We start from the raw sequence: 15852 nt of genomic DNA, 5'->3' as shown, positions 1-15852 counted from the left end.
TGACCTCATGGCGGCGTTGCCGATCTACGTGCAGTCCAGGCCGCATGTGACACAGAGCAATACGACGCCTTCGGGCGCGTCGGGATCGCAAATGTCGGAGATCGGACGACCGTTGCCGTCGAACCAGCAACCCCTGAACGAGGGGTCGGTGCAGTGCTCGGGGCCGGGCGCCGGCCAGCAGTGGCCGGGGACATCAACTATCTGTCGGCCAGGGAAGACATAGCCCCGGTCCAGGCGGTGATAACGGACCAGTTGGTCGCGGTAGACCATGCCGGTGCCAGTCAGGTCGGTCCCCTGGAAGGAACCGTCCTGATCGTCGATCAGCGCGTGCGCCATCCGGTTCTCCTGCTCGATGGTAGTTCGTGGGCGGGCGCACGCCCAGCGACCCCGGTGTCGGTGGTCCAGGCTCGGCGGCAGCCGACCGCGCAGCGGCGTGGCCTGGACCACCGACAACGGGGCTGCTGCTCTACTGGCGTCCACGCGGCAGAGCAGGTGCCCGAACGCTACGAATCTGACGGCAGGGGCCGAGTCCCATTCGGGCGTTCCCGTTCCGCACGTGCCGACATGTTCGACTGTCCATCCACGCTGTCGGGTGCGGCTTCCACAGCTGTCACCCTTGGGCGGTCGCGAACGGGATCGTCGGGAGAGCCTCGCCAATGCTCCTTGATCCACATGCGGCGGCGCAGTGCGCGACCGGCCCCATAGGCCTGGTCGCGCCAGTGACCGGTCACAGGGAACCGGACGTTGACGGTGCGGCCCGACTCGGCAGGGCGAGGAGAGTTCGCGCTGACGCGGCGGTTGACACTCACCACGCGAACCGGTTGCAGCGTGCTTCCGGCGCGCGCTGCGCGTCGACGTTCCGGGCGGGATGGGTGCTGCTCGGTGATCTCGACGATCGCGGGATTCCGGACAAGGAACCAGGCCGCGAGCACCGTCTGGAGCCACGGAACGCTTCGATTCTTCGCGATGACACCCGTGATGTCCTCCGTCGCGACACAGCGGTCCGTCACAGCGATCTCAGGCGTGCCAGTGACCAGCACAGCAGCGCCTCGTCGTCCCAGACCAGAGCGGGGCCGGACTGATCGACCTGACGACGGACCTCATCGATGGTCAGGCCCGCCCAAACGCCGACGCGGATGAGCTGCTCGATGTCCGGCGCCGACCAGAACGTCAGCCACACCGCGCCACCGGGCGGGGCACAGTGCGGGGACCGACCCCAGGAGCAGGCCACGATCGGCACCGACTCCCCCGGGGCGTCGGAGTAGCCGATCGGAGCGGAGAAAACCATGAATCCCTGCGGTGAGGGCAGTTCGCTGGACTCCACCGACAGATCCGGCAGGTGGGCGCCAGCGGTGAGGGCCTCGGCGGTCATCGTCGGGTCGACTGCGTATAGGTCTGCTGCGGCCAGGCGGTCGATTTCTTCGCTGAGCAGGATGGCCGCGGCCTCCAACGGATCGACTGCGGACGGGAAGATCGTGCCGTTGCCGGCGGCGAGCGCGTCGCAGGTGACTTTGAGGAAGTACGGGTGGCCGAGCCAGCGCCGCAGACTCGCGTGCAAGGCAGGGATTTCGGCTGGTGCCGGCGCGGTCCAGGACCCCGTGCGCAGGTCGTCCAGGTCGGTTTCATCAAGCACTGTGGGCCTCCGGTCGTGTGCGTGGACGGGAGGGATCGAGCGGGCTGGGGGCACGGCACGGGGGGATGCGGCGCGTTTCGGTGGTGGCCCGTCCCTGTGCCCGTGCCGTGCGCCGGCGTGCTGGACTGGCGCGGCCACGCGCGAGACCCGCCCAGGTGTTTCCCGGATGCGCGGGCGCTGCGGACCGACGGCGTGCCCCGTGGCGAAGCACCGGCGGCAGCCGTATCGGGCAGCGGCCCGCGAAGCGGCGCGGCCGTGGTTCCGTCGACGCCGCGTGTGCTCAGCTCGTCGCGGCCGCTGGGCTGGCGGGACGCTCCAGCGCATCTCGCGCGGCGCAGTTGCCTACGCAGGCTGCGCCGCTGGCGGCGCGTGGTCCCGTCGAGAACGTCGTTCCAGTGCCTGCGCCCCCGCTGCCAGGAGGGATCGGTTGAGGCACGGCGAGTTGACCACGTCGGGCACGCTCGGCGTCGTGAGCTGGCAATTGGGCGGCATTGACGCTCGCGCGCACTCCGCGGACACAGTCCGGGAGGCAGCCGACGCCGGGACTCCTGGCCCATCGCTGCCCAGAGAAGAAGTGCACGTCGTAGAAGGCGAAGGCCAAGCCGAACATCGCGCAATACCTCCGCATGTCCTGGTAAGCGGCTTCACGCAGGTCGGTGCCCGCTGGTACTGGTCTTCGTAGGCGAACCGGGCGATATGGACCAGTGACTGTAGGTCGGTCGTCGTCCCGGGCCAGCGGCAGGCGGACTGGTGTCGGTGAAGAACTCATCAGGAGTGCCCCTCCTAGGCGCGAGTCGGACGCGTGGATTCGCGCCCGGCCGAGAAGGGCACTCCCGGCCGGGAAGGGCACGGGTGAACCGATTGCGGTCGGGTTGGCCTTGCCCCGGCCGGGGGTGGCCCTGCTGTATTGGTCCGCGGTCCGCGGCGAACAGCCCGCACGCGAGTCCTTTTTGGACGTAGTCCCATTGGTTCGGCCGAACGGCCTACCACGGAGTGAGAGGCAAGGCTGGGGCCTGGCTACAGCTGGGCTCGCCGCCAACGGGCGCGGGTTGCCCGTGCTCTCCTTGATCAGAAGGATGCAGGTCAGAAGCGCTGGTGCTGCAGCCACGGATTCGCAGCGGCAGCGTCGAGAAACGTCACAGCCTCGCCCGCGTCGGCCAGGTCTGCGGCGTTGCCGGACTCAGGCTGGGTCTCACAGGCGAGGATCGTCTGGCTTCGGCCATCGACCCCGCCGCAGGAGCCAGTGTAGGTCCCGTGCGCCGCGGTCCAGGTGGTGACGGTGGTGTCCCCGGCCCGATCACCGAAGAGCATCTCCACCCGGCACCCTGCAGCGACCTCGCAGCTGCGTGGATACTCGACTGCGCGGACCAGGTAGCCCAGGGCGGCTTTCGCAGCGCTCGCCGCTGGGGCCGAGACCGCGGTGGGGTGTGCAGGACCAGACCGCGGACCACGTCCGGTGCGGGCAGACCGTGCACCAGGGGCAGCGGCAGGTCCGCGAATCGCGCGGGTTGGTGGCGCGGATGTCCTCGATGCGGGGCGGCCGCGACGATCCGCGTAGCCGACCGTCAGCACCACCGACGCCAGCTCCCGCTCGGACACCTCCGCGCCTGCGAGCCATGGACCGGCGCCCTGGTGGCTTCACATGGCCATCGTGTCGGCCCACGCCAGGGGCGCACGCACGCCCGGCGGTGGTCAGCCGCACTCGGATCCGGTCGACCATCCCCAACGACGGCACGAGCACCTGGTCGTAGGTGACCGGGACCAGGTCGTCAGTACGACCACGAGCGTGCCGACAAAGAGACGAGTTGGCCGAGCATTCACGCCGCCACGCCGAGGCGTCTGCCGCGCTCCGTGCAGACCATGACGCGGACCTGGACGCCGCTCGCACTAGACCGCGAACGCGGCGCCTACATCCGTTCCCTCACGACCATCTCATCACCACGACCGACAAGCTCGGCCGCACCGAAACAACGTTGACCAACATCCGCCAGGCCCACCGCGTCCTGCGTCGCAGTCTCGCGGTCGCCGCCGTGGATGCCGACCAGGTCGAGGACCTACGCGCCAAAATTCAGGCCACCTGGATAGCGCTACTCGCGACGATCCAGATGCCAGCGTCCGAGGTCGCGCACGCCCCACCGGCCAGCCAGCCATCCAACCTTCGACATGGGGTTAAAGGGCGGAACCGTGTGGGCCGAACGGCCGCAGTGGCGAGGTCTACGAGCTCACCCGTTCCAGCCGCGCCAGAATGGGGTGCGGTCGGCGTCAAAGGCGATCAGGGCGTTCTTGAGCGTGGTGGGCCGGATGTCGGTGTCGGCGAGTTTGGCCAGCGGGAGCCAGTGGAATTCCAGGTGGTCTTCCTGGCTGGTGGGGTCGCCGTGGGCCAGAGCGATCTCGAAGACGAGGTTGAGTTCGTGGTGGGTGGCGCCGTCCTCGGTGTAGCCGTGTTCGACGACGCCGACGAATCCGGCGATCTTGGCGTCGGTGCCGAGTTCTTCGGCGATCTCCCGGACGAGGGCGGGTTCGACTCGTTCTCCGGGTTCGATGTGGCCGCCGGGCAGGAAGTACCAGGATTTGCCGATCTGGCGGGCCAGCAGGAGGTGGCCGTCGCGGCGGATCACGGCCCTGGCGATGATCTCGGTGGTCACGGTCATGAGGGGGTGCCTCTCGTGTCGGTGGGTAGTCGTAGTGTCGCAGCTTGTGGGTGTAGACGAACCGACGGCCGAACGTGTCGCGACGGCGGTGGAACAGCTGATGCCCGACACCGGCCCGGTTCGCCCGGTGTCGGTCCTGCGCAAGGGCCGCAGCCACGCGTCGTGGGTGTTGGACTCCGCGGTCGGTCCGTTGGTGGGCAAGGTGTTGCTGTGCGGTGATCGGGATGTGGTGCGGCGGCGGATCGCAGAGCACCAGCGGGTGTGGGAGTGCGGTGTGCCGGTGCCGCGGGTGCTCGGGGTCACTCGGTCAAGCCCAGCGGCGGGCGGGCGCCTGCTCATCGTGTCGCAGTACCGCAGCGGCCAGGACGCGCAGGACGCCGCCGCCACCGTCTCGGCGACCGCGGTGGAGGAGGTGATGCGGGCGACCGGGGCGGCGTTGAATCAGCTGCACCAGGTGCCTGTTCCGGCGTTTGGTGACCAGGCAAGCGGCCTGTTCCCGGGTCCGCGCACCTGGTCGGCCGTTGTCGACGCGCGGGTGGAGCTGCTGCACAGCGCCTACCGCGACCACGACCCCGGCGTGTCCGACGGTGTCATCGAAGCGGGCCTGACGTTGCTGGCCGAGCTGGCGACGGAGGTGTCGCCGGTGGTGCGGGCGGGCACCGCGCACCTGGACCTGTACTTGCCGAATATCCTGTGCGACCCGGATGGCCGGTTTCTGATGTTGCTGGACATGGAGCATCTGCGGTGGGTGGATCCGGTGATGGACTTCGTGAAGCCGGCGATGTGGATGTTCGATGGCCAGCCGGGCTGGGCGGAGGCGTTCGTTGACGGCTACCGGTCGGCGGGTGCTTGGCCGGATCGTTGGTCGCAGCGGCTGGCTGTGGCCTCGGGGTGGGAGTTGCTGACCGGGGTGGACTACTGGAGCCGAGTCAGGGACACCGCGATGCGGGAGGACTACCTGCGCAGGTTGCGGGCGTGGGTTCGCTCCGATGGCGCTGGTCATGTGTGGCCCCAAGGGGTTCGGTGATCAGTTCGGCCACCCGGCTGGCGAGGTCGTCCCAGTCCTGCCTGTCGACGTCGATGATGTGCGCAGGCATTGGGGAGGTGTCCGCCCAGGCCAGCAGCCGGTCCTGTGCCCGTCTGATGTGCGCGGCTCTCGCGGCGTCGTCGGCGCCGAACCGGTCGAGGTAGACGCTCCACCGCTCGCCACGGTGGCGGCGGGTGCCTTCGACGCAGTGACCTCGGATCAGCTCGTCAGGAACGTGCAGCACCACCAGGTGCAGGCCGATCGCGGCGAGCCGTTGTTCATGGTCGAGCAGGGTGTCGCGGTGGATGGGCGGCTCGTAGACGGGCACGTCGAACCCGAGCCCTTCCAGGACGGCTGTCGGGGTCCAGGCGTGGGCGAAGCGGTGTCCGGGCAGCGTGCTGTTCTGGAACCGGCGGTCCAGGTCGGTGAGGAAGTCGGTCAGGGCGTTCAGCCAGGACAGGATCGCGGTGGCGTGATCGCCGCCGCTGCCGGGGGTGTAGGTGTGGGTGGTGATCGTCGCGGCTTGGGGCATCGCGATCAGGGACTGGCAGCCGCCCTCGGCCAGTTGCGCCAGGACGCGCTGGTAGATCGAGGTTTTCCCGGCTCCCCACACTCCTGCCAGCACACAGCCCCTCACGAGCGGTGGCCCGAGGCTGCTCCGGCGACGGCGGCGGCGACCCGGTCCAGCTCGCACGGGTGAGTCCAGGACAGCACCCGGGTCGGCATGGTCGCTGCGAGGTGCGCCCACCAGTTCTCCTGCTCGACCGGCGACGCGGTGGCTTGCCGTCCGGGCAGGTGCGCTGCGATTCCGAGCCAGTCTTCGGCGAAGAAGTCCGATACGCCGAAGTCCAGGCGTTGGCGGACGAACCCGATGTCCGGTGGGCCGGCCGCGTCATCGGGGAGCCGCGCGAGGATGACCAGCCGGCCGATCATGGTCGTGGCCATGGCGCGGCAGGCGAGGGCCTCGTCGACCTCGTGCGGGGTCAGCTCGATCTTGCCGTCGATCAGGCGGTGGCCGCGCTGCGGGGTTCCTCGGCTGATGCTGGTGGCCAGGCCATGTGAGGCGTGCAGGCCCTCGGGGGTGAACCGCCACGCCAGCGGCACACCGACCGCGCGCCAACCCGGCTCTCCTGGGATCAGGACTGTGCGGTCGTTGGAGACAGGGCGCGCGTGGTGGGTTTCGAGCAGGCGGGTCACCACGGAGGATTTGCCCGCGCCGGGGTAGCCGCCGATGAGGATCCCGGTGCCGTCGAGGTCGACCGCGGCGGCGTGCACGGCCCGTCCGCCCCGGTTTTCGCCGCCGCGCATGATCAGTTGCCGCACGATACGGACACCAACAGTCGCCGCCACCTCGGCCCGCTGCGCGTGCACGAGGATGTGGTGGCCGTCGACGGTGATCGTGTGGTCGCTTGTCCGGGCGGGAAGCAGCACGGTGGCGCTCTTGTCGGTGGCCCAGGCCCGGTAGCGGTGACCCGGGTGGCTGCGGCGCATTTCGCTCGGGGGCACGCTGGCCCATGTCTGCCGTGTCGCCGCGACAGCGGCTGGGTCGACGCGGACGCTCACCTCGACGTCGGCCTTTCCCGGCTGCGCGGTGGCGACACTGGCGAGGTAGTGGTCCATAGCCGCGTGGACGGCGGTGTCGGCGCTGATCGAGCACGCGCCCACCGCGAGGTCATAGTTCCGAGTGTCCATCGGGCTACCCCTTCCTCGACGCAGTTGGTGACGATTCGCGCAGCCAGCGCGGGTGCCCCGGGCTGGTGGTGTCCGGGTCGCCCAAGGCGTTGTGTCCGGCGTGTTCGGCCAGCCACCGCGGACCGGACACCCCGCCCACAAGGCCCAGCGGCGGTGTGGTCGAGGTGGCGGCCAGCCAGGTGTGGGTGTTCCTGAGCAGGTCGGTGCCGATCTGCTGCCAGGACAGCCCCCGCTCGACGCACTCCCGACCCGCCTGGCCGACCTCGCGCAGCGCGCCCGGGTCGCGCAGCAGTGTGGTGATCAGCGACGGCCACGCGTGCAGGTCGTCGTCGACCAGCACCCCGGGATGATCCAGCGGGAGGCCGGTGACGGCTTCGCTGGTGCCCAGCACGGGAAGCCCGGCCGCGAGGTAGTCCAGCACCTTCATCTTGGCGCCGGAACCAGCCTCCAACGGAGCCAGCGCAAGCGACGCCCCACGCAGCGCCTCGTCGATGGTGTCCACGCGGCCGGTGAACTCGATCCCCTCGGCTGGCCGGGTCAGCGCGGCCGGGCCACGACCGACGACACGGACGCGGACATCGGTTCCGGCCGCGTGCAGGGCGGGCAGGATCGTGCTGCGGATCGACGCGAGTGCCCGCGCGTTGGGTTCGTAGAACAGGTTGCCCAGGAACACCAACGTGCCGGCGTCCGGGTCGGGTCCCCAGCAGGTTCGCTGTGTCGGGTCGGCGCCGTTGGGCAGCATCGCGGTCCGCTCGGCGGGAACGCTCGCGCTGGCGGCGAGGGTGGCCTCGTTGCGGGTGGACACGATGACGTGATCCGCGCCGGCCAGCGCGACCCGCTGGGTGGTGCGGTATTCCTCGACGACATCGGCGGGTTCACCGAGACTGGCCGCGACCGCGGACTCGTCGTCGTGGACGTCGTAGACCAGCCGGGCACCGAGTCGCCGCGCCAGGTCGCGGCCCCGGGCGGCCAGCGATTCGGCCTCACACAACAGCAGGAAGTCCACCGACGGCTCACCGAGAACCGTCACCAGGGCGGGCGGGGTGTAGAAGTCGGCAGGGTGCACCAGCACCGTGTCCATCGGCCAGTGCTGCTCGGTGCCGTAGTCGGCGCCCCGGTCGCATAGCACCAGCGTCACCTTCGCGCCCGCACGGTGGCTGTGCTCGGCCAGGGCCAGCACGCGGGCCGGTGTGCCCGCCAGGGCCTGGCCGCGCCAGATGTTCGGGGAGTCCAGCAGGAACATCAACGACGGTGTCACCGTCGATGTCAGTGTTGATGTCGTTGTCATGACGCCCTCGCTTCGGTCGTGGCCGTGCCGTCGGCGAGGGTGAGCGCGACGCCGCCGCGCAGCGTTGTGTGGGGCCACCACGGCAGGACCTGCCGTAGCCGATCCGGGACGGCGTACAGCACCGGCCGGACCCGGCGGCGCAGCCGTTCGGGGTCCAGCTCAACACTGATCTTCTGGCCGATCGTGTCGGCGACCAGGCCGACCAACTCGCGGCCGGACACCGCGTGCCCGGTGCCGACGTTGAACACCCCCGAGTGCCCGGTGTCGAGCAGCGCGACCAACGCCTCGGCGACGTCATCGACGTAGACGAAGTCGCGGGCGGACTCCAGGTCACCCAGACGCAGCACCGCTGCGTGCTGGAGTTGGCGAATCACCTCCGGCAGCAGGTGCGGATTGGGGTCGCCGGGGCCGTAGACGTTGAACAGCCGGGCGATCACGACGGCGCATCCGGGCAGCCGGTGGGCCTGGTCGCGCAGCAGCCGCTCGCCGAGCAGCTTGGAGCAGCCGTAGACGCCCAGAGGGCCGATCGGGTCGTCCTCGCTGTGTGCACGGAGATCCGCGGCGTACACGTCGGCCGTGGAAGCGAACACGAACCGCGCCGGTGGATGGGCGGCGCAGGCGTCGAGCAGGTTCTGGGTGCCGATGACGTTGACGGCCAAGGTCTGTCCGGGCTCGCGCTCGCAGTCGGGGATGAAGTGCCGAGCAGCCAAATGGATCACGGCCCACGGCCGGGTGGCAGCGACCAATCGGGCGAGCTCGTCACGGTGACGGATGTCGACCACCCGGATGGCGACATCCAGGCACCCAGTGAACTCCCCCAGCCTGCCCAGCGTCCCAGCGCTGCCGTCATCGACCGCGACGACACGAAATCCGTTGCGGCGCAAGCACCTGAGAACCGGCACGCCGATCAGACCGGCTGCACCGGTGACCAACACCGTCCGGGTGCCGCGCTGCTGATGATCAATCAACAACTTCACCTCCGATATCGACTGCGGACAAGCGATGCCTTGGCCGCTACTGCTCAACCCAGACCGGGTGCGGCATGGTCGGAGCGTCAACAAGCTGGCGAGACGGCCGCGGCCCTTCAGGCTGGTAAAACTGCGACAGAGTGAGTCCACCAGCCCGTACCATCGGAAACGACCACGCCCGGAACCCACCCTGGCCCCAAAAAGGGGACATTCAGAGGACAAACCGGGACGGAGCGTGGTTGAGCGTCTACCGTGTGCGCATGGTGCAGCGTGTCGACGCCCGCATTCCCAATGCGGCCCTAATCCGGCTCCGAGAAGACGCGGGGCTCGCCCAACAGGACCTCGCCCAGGAACTCAACGACCTCGCCGCGAGCAAACACGCGAAGCACCCACAGATCACCAAGAAGACCGTCGGCCGCTGGGAACGCGGCGAAGTCGCCCTGCCTCAACCGTTCTACCGTCGCCTGCTGGCCGAGTACTTCGACGTCGCAGTCGATGAACTCGGGTTCCGCCGAGTGCGCCGAGCCGCGCCCATCCCCGCCACCAGTTCACACGAACTGCTCACCCTGGTGGCTGTACCTGGCCGCCTCGAACCGCGTGTCCATGATGATCAGCGCCAGTGGCGCCACGTTCGGACCGGGCTCAACGCCCACCGGCACGGCCTGGCCGTGCTGGCCCAACAGCTCTACCCCGACCACCAGGTCCCCGGCCTGGAAGCCACCGGTGTCATCGCCCACCCCTCGTGGATTCCCGAGCAGCCGGTCCCCATCGGCCGCGTCGCACTCGAACTGGACACCAGCGCGTTCGAGCCGGTCATCGTCGGCGACGAACGGGAAACCGCCGCCACCCGGCCGCTCGCGTCGACCGAAGCCCGCTACCGCCGATACCACCACGCCGTCCGCGACCTTGCCACGCCGAGACTCTTCGAGAACCGGCTCTGTTTCCGGCTACTCGGCCTCGACTGGGCTCACCCGACGCTGCGGATGCAATTCGGGCAGATGGGATTCTTCGACTCCATCGACATCAACGAAGCCCTCGCCCACGAGACCGCCCTGCACCACCTCGGCACCACCGACCAAGACTCACTTGCCAGCAAGGGGTCCTGGCGTCGGCTGGCATTCCGCAAACTCATCGGCGACCCCGCAGACCTGTCCCGCAGGCCACTCATGGGCGCGATCGGCACGCTCACCATCCGCGGCGGCGACTCACCCAGAGTCGTTCTGCACCAACGCGACGGCACACGCGTGGCAGGGGGAGGCGGCATGGCCCACCTGTTGCCAGCCGGAATCTTCCAACCCTCCAGCTACGTGCCCGCCGCAGTCGACGCCGACTTCAGTCTCTGGCGCAACATCCAACGCGAGTACGCCGAAGAACTCCTCGGCCACGACGAATACGACGGCAGCGGACGCCCGATCCACTACGACCAACTCGAACCGTTCATCACGATGGACACAGCCTTGGCCGACGGACACATCCGCGTTTGGTGCCTCGGTGTCACCCTCGACGCGCTCACCCTGTGCGGGGACATCCTCACCGTCGCCGTCATCGACCCCGACCTCTACGACGACCTATTCGGTGCCGCCGTCAACAGCAACGCCGAAGGCACCGTCCCCGCCCACGCGTTCCCGTTCGAGGCCAACACCCTGCTCCGACTCCGCGAACTCGGCCAACTCTCCCCTGGAGCCGCAGCCGCCCTCCACCTCGCCTGGCACCACCGAGCCACCCTGCTCCACACGCAGTCGTGAACCCCGGGAAATCCCCTGACTATCGAAAAGCCCGTTGGGTGCACGTGCCCGCGGCACCGTGGTCAGCCTGGACCGCGTGGTTGACGACGAGGCCGCCCCGGAGTCCGTGAGTGCTAATAGCCGTCTCGTTAGAGCAGGTTCATCTACTAACGATATGCGTTAGGCCCGGAAATTCCGGGAGGGCTCGCCGTGTTTCCAACCTATACGAATTCCCGCACATTGCTCGTGTCGATCAAATCCGTGTCGATCGTGACCTCGATCCCGTCATGGTCGCTGGCGTCGTCCGGGTCGGGATGGCGAGTGCAGTCCCGGACGGCCGAAGTCACCGGCTTGGTCGCCCACGCCTGATCGACCCGGTCCATGCGCGCGGTGTGCGCCAAGTAGGACTTGTCCCCGGTGCGCTTAGCCATCTCCGCAGCGACATCCGTGAACCCGTTCCGCATCAACGTCCATGCCACGCCGCGGTACGGAGTCGGCTCGATCCCGGCGCCGGGGTCGACCAGTTCGGTGCGCGATGCCGCGTTGTACGGGCGCATCGCCCTGTAGTCCGGCTCCACTCCATCGGCGGGCGGGAAGTTGATGTCACCCACGATCAACGCGTTGCTGGTCCGCATGGTTGCTCGGGTGGCCATGATGTTGGCCTCGTCCGCAGGGCCGTAATACCGGTACGGATCAAAGTGCGCCGAGGCCACCGCCAGCGGTCCGCCTGGCATCCCCAGGTCGAAGAACGCCACGCCCAAGCCGTGCAGGTTCTCGTTAACGTGGCCGGTGTCCCATCCGACCCACCGTCCCATTGTCTCCACCCGGTAGAGGATCAGCGTGCCGTTACCGGATCGGCCGGGTGTCAAGGGCATCGCAGTCAACCCCAGGTCGTGCATAGCGCGGGCGACGCGTTTGTGGTTGTGCTCATCCCACCTCCACGCTTCCGACAACAGCAACAGGTCTATCGGTCGGCTGGCGCGGTCGAATCGGTCCAGCAGTTTCGGCCACCGGTCCCCATACCCGGTGGCCGTCTCGTCCAGGCCACCGCGCTTGAGGTTCTGCGCGAACACGGTCAATAACACTATCGAGTACCTTTCTCATCGTGGGATCGTGGCTAGATCTCGTGCTGATACAGCTCCAACGCTTCGCGGGCATTTTTGAGATTCTGAATGAGATGGAACAGCAGCGTTCGCTGCTCGGCTAGTATTCCCGCGGCCTGAAGTAGGATGTTGCTCTGCGTCTCATACGCCAGCGGAGCCAGCGCCGGTACCACCGCGGTTTCCAGTTCGGTGTGAATCTGCTTTGCCAGTTCGAGTGGAACCAAATCACGCAAGCGCGCCACCTCGGCGCGTAATTGTTCTACCGACATCTCAGTGCTGACTCCGAGATCACGCTGATCGACTCTCGAACTCGCAGGCGGCGGCTTTATCAGTGTCGACGACCGGGATGATGGCGTGCTGTTGGGCGAACCAGGCGAGCAGAGCCAGCCCGCGTTCGGTGAGGGTGATCAGGTGTTGGGTGTGGTCGTCGCCCGCCGCGACCGGGTGAACGCGGTCGAGGTAGCCGCAGTTGTGCAGTCGGCGCGCGGCGTCAATTTCGCGGGGACCGAGGCGACGAAGCCGGTGCTGCAGAACGAAGTGCTTGTGGACGATGTCCTTGTCCGCGGCCATGCGCAGCACACGGTGCGCGCTGGCGTCGTAGGGCTCGCGTGCTGGGTTCGGTGCAGCGTGCAGGCGGGCGAGTCGCTCGGTGAAACCGTGTGCGCAGTTGATGCGGCCCGCGTCGTGGGTGTAGATGCGGCAGCGGTGACCTTTGGGGAAGACGTGGTGGTGGTTCACGCGATCTGGCTTTCGGTGGGCTGGGTGGCGCGGGCCAGCGGCCTGATCATGGACCACATTGATGGCCCACTCGGGGGCAGTTGGAGTGGTGCGCTGGTGCGCCATCCGGCGGTCGTGCAAAAGGCGACGGCGGCCGAGCTGCCCGCGTACAGGTACACGGTGTGGTTGCGGGCGTCGAGGGCCGGTTCGGCGGGTGCGGGGCCGGTCATGTCCAGCCACACTGCGACACCGGCGAGGTCGCCGTCGATGGCGGCCATCGCGACGAACCCTGGCGCGAACAGCACCAACATGGCGCCTACGACGAGAAACGCCGCGGCCATCGCGGTCTGCCTCGTGGTCGCCACGGCGGTGGGCACCAGCGCGACCGCCACCGTCAGCGGTGTCGCCGAGCTGGCGACCGCGAACGCGATCATCGGCGCGCCCAAGCGGGTGGCGGCCACGGCCGTGGCCGTGTCGGGCCGAGCGTGCAGGGTTGACATCAGCGTGGTTCTCCCTCATACGACGGGGTGTAGGGGTCAGAACGGGCGGGGTGCGGCGACCCGGGCGGCGCTGCGGGCCGGCAGCGCCACAGCGAGGTGGTGGTGATCGGGTAGAACCGCGCGGGCCAGGTCCACGCCGTGGATCAGCCCCCACAGCAACAGGTCCTCGCCGTGCAGTGGGGCACCGCGGTCCAGTGCGCCGGAAAGCCTGGCTGCGGGCGGCTGCCCGGTTGGGATCGACCGGCACGGCACAGCCTGACCCGAGACCAGGGATGCGCCGCCGACGCCTCGCGGCGCCGATTTCGACGAGCCGTCGGGTCACCTCCGCACTGCTGCCGGGTGCCAGCGCCAGCAGCCAGCAGCCAGCCGCGCACCGACCGCATCGAGGTGTCGGCGTGGATCCGGTCGTGCAGGTCCAGGACCGGCTTGTGGCGGGCGGGGTCGGCGGCGATGTCGACACGGCCGGTGGACAGCAGCACACCCATCCAGGCCGAAGCCATCAGCAGGTCGAAGCGGTCCCCGGTGAGGCGCGGGCGGCCGGTGAAGTCGTCGACGGCGCGGTACCACGCGTCGTCGACCAGCGTCGCCGGTGCGCGGCGCGGTGCGGGCGGGGTCAGGGCCTGAATGATCTTGGTGTCCTGCAGCGGATCCGCCGGTGACCGCACCCCGCCGCTCGGTGCCCACCCGTTCGTCACGGGCGCCGCCGCGCCGGACGGCGAGCCGGGGGTGTCTGAGTGCGGGGCGGGTGGGCATGAGGGTGGAGGTCACCGGTGGCCGGTCCACAGCAGTGCCGGGCCGGTGGTCGCGGCCGGGACCGCGCGGGCCAGCACCCAACCCATGGCCGGGTCACCGGCGAGGTGTCCGAGGTTGATCCGTACGCCGTCCGGGCCCGCCAGCACGACCCGGTTGCCCGGGTTCGCGGTGGCCGGGACGCCGCTGAGGCGACCGTTTCCGTCGATGGTCAGGGGCTCGCCGGTGATCGCCAGCTGCGCGCGCAGGGTTGCGGGCAGGGTGGACATGGCGGTGTCCACCTGGTGGCCTTCGCCGACAACGCCGAGCCAGCCGGTCCCGGTGATCACCCAATCCCCCGGGCTGCCGTCGCTGACCTGCGGGCCCGTTCCGGTCGCGGTCACCGTCACCGTCAGTGTCGCCGGATCGCGAGTACCGGCGGCGACCGGATCGACGTGGGTGGCCTCGCCGCGTCGACTGTGCACAGTGGAATTCCACGCCGCGACCCCCGACTGGACGACACGCGTCGCGACCTCTTCTCCCGCGTCGGTGTCGACCAGGCCCATGTCCAGGGCCGAGGACACCAGCCAGGATCGGGTATCCGGCGCGGCGAGCACGATGCTCACCGCTCCTCCGCCGCGGATCGCCGCGTCGCCAGGAAGTGGGGCGGTCGCGACGAACCCGATCCCCCAGGCGTCGTCCGTCACCGTCGTGACCGCGCGAAGCAGCAGCGGGTCTTGCACTGCGGGGGCGCCGGTGGTGGTGGGTGTGCTCACCCACGCCACCTGTCGTCCCGCCGCCAGCACCACCGAGACAAGGTTGACCGTGCCCGGGGTGGAGCGGTCGGCGTAAAGGACCCGGGGATCCCCTACAGGACGCGATGTCGGATCCGGCGCCTGCCGCCACGCCGCGACCGCGCGTTCGATCAACCCGGTCGACGAGGCCAACACGCCGCGCGACGACCACGACGCCGGCCACGACCCCAACCACGTGCCCGGCTGGTCGCCGGGCACAACTGCCGAGGGCCGCATCACGGCGCCTCCCGCACTGGCCGCCAGCACGGCCAGGACCGCCGCCACGACCGCTCGCATCCACCGCCCCCTCATGCCGTGCCCGCTCCCCGAGTGGCCCGCGCCGCGATATCCGAAAGGAGCGAGGTCCTGGCCGGCTGGCGCAACATCGGGACTACCGGCGGCCCGCCAGGCGCCGGAAGCGCGACGTCGTCGCGCGAGCACCAGCCGTGCCGGGTGTGGGTCGCCACGGTCCGCGAGTCCCAGGCCACCGTGTGCACGGGCAGTTGCCACTGGTCGGCGTAGCGGTGCACCTGGTCGAGCAGCGACAGCCCGACGTCGTCGTGGGTCGGGCGCACGGCGACCGCGAGCAGGTGCAGGTGCAGGTGCAGGTGCGGATCGCAGGGCACCGTGCGTTCGATTTGCTCGTCGAGCGCGGCGAGCCTGGTCACGGTCGCCGACTTCAGCAGCGAGGTGTCCATGTCTGGGAGGGCGAGGAAGTCGGTGCCTTGGCGCTCCAGAAGAACCGCGACTCCGAGTACCCGCTCGTCGTTTGGATCGGTGGCGACCAGGACCTGGCCGTTGGCGCGGGCCTGTGCCAGGCGCGCGGCGAACCACGCGGTCAACGCCGCCTCCCGCTGCTCGACGTCGCCGTCGACCCATACTGCGGGCTGCAGCTGGACATGGGCACGGGCAAGCAGCTCCGCCAGCACCGCGTCCCGGGGATCGGCGGACTCGGGAGTGGACGGCGGGAGGGGGCCGAGCCGGGAATGCAAAGGCATGCGGGACTCCGACAAGTCGAGAACGCGA

General features: G+C 69.3%; 17 protein-coding genes. 2 read left to right on the top strand and 15 right to left on the bottom strand.

The window, feature by feature from the left end:
* Window positions 1–24 precede the first annotated feature (24 nt).
* The 4 genes from BN1701_RS08940 to BN1701_RS08925 all read right to left on the bottom strand — a co-directional run bounded on the left by BN1701_RS08940 (window position 25) and on the right by BN1701_RS08925 (window position 4284).
* On the bottom strand, window positions 25–336 hold the full coding sequence (locus tag BN1701_RS08940) for a hypothetical protein (RefSeq protein WP_054047276.1): 312 nt from the start codon (window positions 334–336) through the stop codon (window positions 25–27).
* A 670-nt stretch (window positions 337–1006) separates the two neighbouring features.
* Window positions 1007–1633, bottom strand: coding sequence for a hypothetical protein (locus tag BN1701_RS08935; RefSeq protein WP_054047273.1), 627 nt, complete (start codon window positions 1631–1633; stop codon window positions 1007–1009).
* Window positions 1634–2716: 1083 nt separating this feature from the next.
* Window positions 2717–2950 (bottom strand): hypothetical protein, encoded by a 234-nt coding sequence (locus BN1701_RS08930; protein WP_054047272.1) that lies wholly within the window; start codon window positions 2948–2950, stop codon window positions 2717–2719.
* A 905-nt stretch (window positions 2951–3855) separates the two neighbouring features.
* Window positions 3856–4284 carry an NUDIX domain-containing protein gene (locus tag BN1701_RS08925; RefSeq protein ID WP_054047269.1) on the bottom strand — a complete coding sequence of 143 codons (429 nt, stop codon included), beginning with the start codon at window positions 4282–4284 and terminating at the stop codon, window positions 3856–3858.
* Window positions 4285–4330: 46 nt separating this feature from the next.
* Here BN1701_RS08925 and BN1701_RS08920 point away from each other — a divergent pair, with 46 nt between their 5' ends.
* Window positions 4331–5311 (top strand): aminoglycoside phosphotransferase family protein, encoded by a 981-nt coding sequence (locus tag BN1701_RS08920; RefSeq protein WP_172803219.1) that lies wholly within the window; start codon window positions 4331–4333, stop codon window positions 5309–5311.
* Here the strand turns inward: BN1701_RS08920 and BN1701_RS34090 are convergent.
* Genes BN1701_RS34090 through BN1701_RS08905 form a run of 4 tightly spaced genes read right to left on the bottom strand, consistent with a single transcriptional unit; the run spans window position 5214 to window position 9268 of the window.
* Complete coding sequence (locus tag BN1701_RS34090; protein ID WP_197672067.1) at window positions 5214–5936, bottom strand: hypothetical protein; 723 nt, start codon at window positions 5934–5936, stop codon at window positions 5214–5216. The genes BN1701_RS08920 and BN1701_RS34090 overlap by 98 nt on opposite strands.
* 8 nt (window positions 5937–5944) lie before the next feature.
* The gene (locus BN1701_RS08915) at window positions 5945–7003 is read right to left on the bottom strand and encodes a hypothetical protein (protein ID WP_054047265.1); all 1059 of its coding nucleotides are present in this window, start codon (window positions 7001–7003) and stop codon (window positions 5945–5947) included.
* Between the two features lie 4 nt (window positions 7004–7007).
* Entirely contained in the window at window positions 7008–8291 is a 1284-nt protein-coding gene (locus BN1701_RS08910) for a glycosyltransferase family 4 protein (RefSeq protein ID WP_054047263.1), read from the bottom strand.
* Window positions 8288–9268, bottom strand: coding sequence for an NAD(P)-dependent oxidoreductase (locus BN1701_RS08905; protein ID WP_054047262.1), 981 nt, complete (start codon window positions 9266–9268; stop codon window positions 8288–8290). Before BN1701_RS08905 ends, BN1701_RS08910 begins: the two co-directional genes overlap by 4 nt.
* 251 nt (window positions 9269–9519) lie before the next feature.
* On the opposite strand from BN1701_RS08905, the gene BN1701_RS08900 reads away from it, so the two are divergent.
* Window positions 9520–11004 carry a helix-turn-helix transcriptional regulator gene (locus BN1701_RS08900; RefSeq protein ID WP_054055729.1) on the top strand — a complete coding sequence of 495 codons (1485 nt, stop codon included), beginning with the start codon at window positions 9520–9522 and terminating at the stop codon, window positions 11002–11004.
* 200 nt (window positions 11005–11204) lie between these two features.
* On the opposite strand, the gene BN1701_RS08895 is transcribed toward BN1701_RS08900, so the two are convergent.
* The 7 genes from BN1701_RS08895 to BN1701_RS08865 all read right to left on the bottom strand — a co-directional run bounded on the left by BN1701_RS08895 (window position 11205) and on the right by BN1701_RS08865 (window position 15824).
* Window positions 11205–12068, bottom strand: a complete 864-nt coding sequence (locus BN1701_RS08895) for an endonuclease/exonuclease/phosphatase family protein (protein ID WP_157367854.1) — start codon at window positions 12066–12068, stop codon at window positions 11205–11207.
* Window positions 12069–12100: 32 nt separating this feature from the next.
* Entirely contained in the window at window positions 12101–12355 is a 255-nt protein-coding gene (locus BN1701_RS08890; protein WP_157367853.1) for a hypothetical protein, read from the bottom strand.
* Between the two features lie 19 nt (window positions 12356–12374).
* The gene (locus BN1701_RS08885) at window positions 12375–12824 is read right to left on the bottom strand and encodes a hypothetical protein (RefSeq protein WP_054047256.1); all 450 of its coding nucleotides are present in this window, start codon (window positions 12822–12824) and stop codon (window positions 12375–12377) included.
* Window positions 12821–13303 carry a hypothetical protein gene (locus BN1701_RS08880; protein WP_054047255.1) on the bottom strand — a complete coding sequence of 161 codons (483 nt, stop codon included), beginning with the start codon at window positions 13301–13303 and terminating at the stop codon, window positions 12821–12823. Before BN1701_RS08880 ends, BN1701_RS08885 begins: the two co-directional genes overlap by 4 nt.
* Window positions 13304–13446: 143 nt before the next feature.
* Window positions 13447–13998, bottom strand: coding sequence for a hypothetical protein (locus BN1701_RS08875; RefSeq protein WP_157367852.1), 552 nt, complete (start codon window positions 13996–13998; stop codon window positions 13447–13449).
* Window positions 13999–14067: 69 nt separating this feature from the next.
* Complete coding sequence (locus tag BN1701_RS08870) at window positions 14068–15123, bottom strand: hypothetical protein (protein ID WP_157367851.1); 1056 nt, start codon at window positions 15121–15123, stop codon at window positions 14068–14070.
* 11 nt (window positions 15124–15134) lie between these two features.
* Window positions 15135–15824: a hypothetical protein gene (locus tag BN1701_RS08865; RefSeq protein ID WP_157367850.1), complete on the bottom strand. Its 690-nt coding sequence runs from the start codon at window positions 15822–15824 to the stop codon at window positions 15135–15137.
* Window positions 15825–15852 lie beyond the last annotated feature (28 nt).

The organism is Alloactinosynnema sp. L-07 (assembly GCF_900070365.1).
GTDB lineage: Bacteria > Actinomycetota > Actinomycetes > Mycobacteriales > Pseudonocardiaceae > Actinokineospora.
This window is presented reverse-complemented; position numbering and strand designations above follow the sequence as displayed.

Coding starts and splice junctions, on each gene's coding strand:
- BN1701_RS08940 (WP_054047276.1), bottom strand. CDS start 336: ATGGCGCACGCGCTGATCGACGATCAGGACGGTTCCTTCCAGGGGACC.
- BN1701_RS08925 (WP_054047269.1), bottom strand. CDS start 4,284: ATGACCGTGACCACCGAGATCATCGCCAGGGCCGTGATCCGCCGCGAC.
- BN1701_RS08915 (WP_054047265.1), bottom strand. CDS start 7,003: ATGGACACTCGGAACTATGACCTCGCGGTGGGCGCGTGCTCGATCAGC.
- BN1701_RS08910 (WP_054047263.1), bottom strand. CDS start 8,291: ATGACAACGACATCAACACTGACATCGACGGTGACACCGTCGTTGATG.
- BN1701_RS08900 (WP_054055729.1), top strand. CDS start 9,520: ATGGTGCAGCGTGTCGACGCCCGCATTCCCAATGCGGCCCTAATCCGG.
- BN1701_RS08890 (WP_157367853.1), bottom strand. CDS start 12,355: ATGTCGGTAGAACAATTACGCGCCGAGGTGGCGCGCTTGCGTGATTTG.
- BN1701_RS08880 (WP_054047255.1), bottom strand. CDS start 13,303: ATGTCAACCCTGCACGCTCGGCCCGACACGGCCACGGCCGTGGCCGCC.
- BN1701_RS08870 (WP_157367851.1), bottom strand. CDS start 15,123: ATGCGAGCGGTCGTGGCGGCGGTCCTGGCCGTGCTGGCGGCCAGTGCG.
- BN1701_RS08865 (WP_157367850.1), bottom strand. CDS start 15,824: ATGCCTTTGCATTCCCGGCTCGGCCCCCTCCCGCCGTCCACTCCCGAG.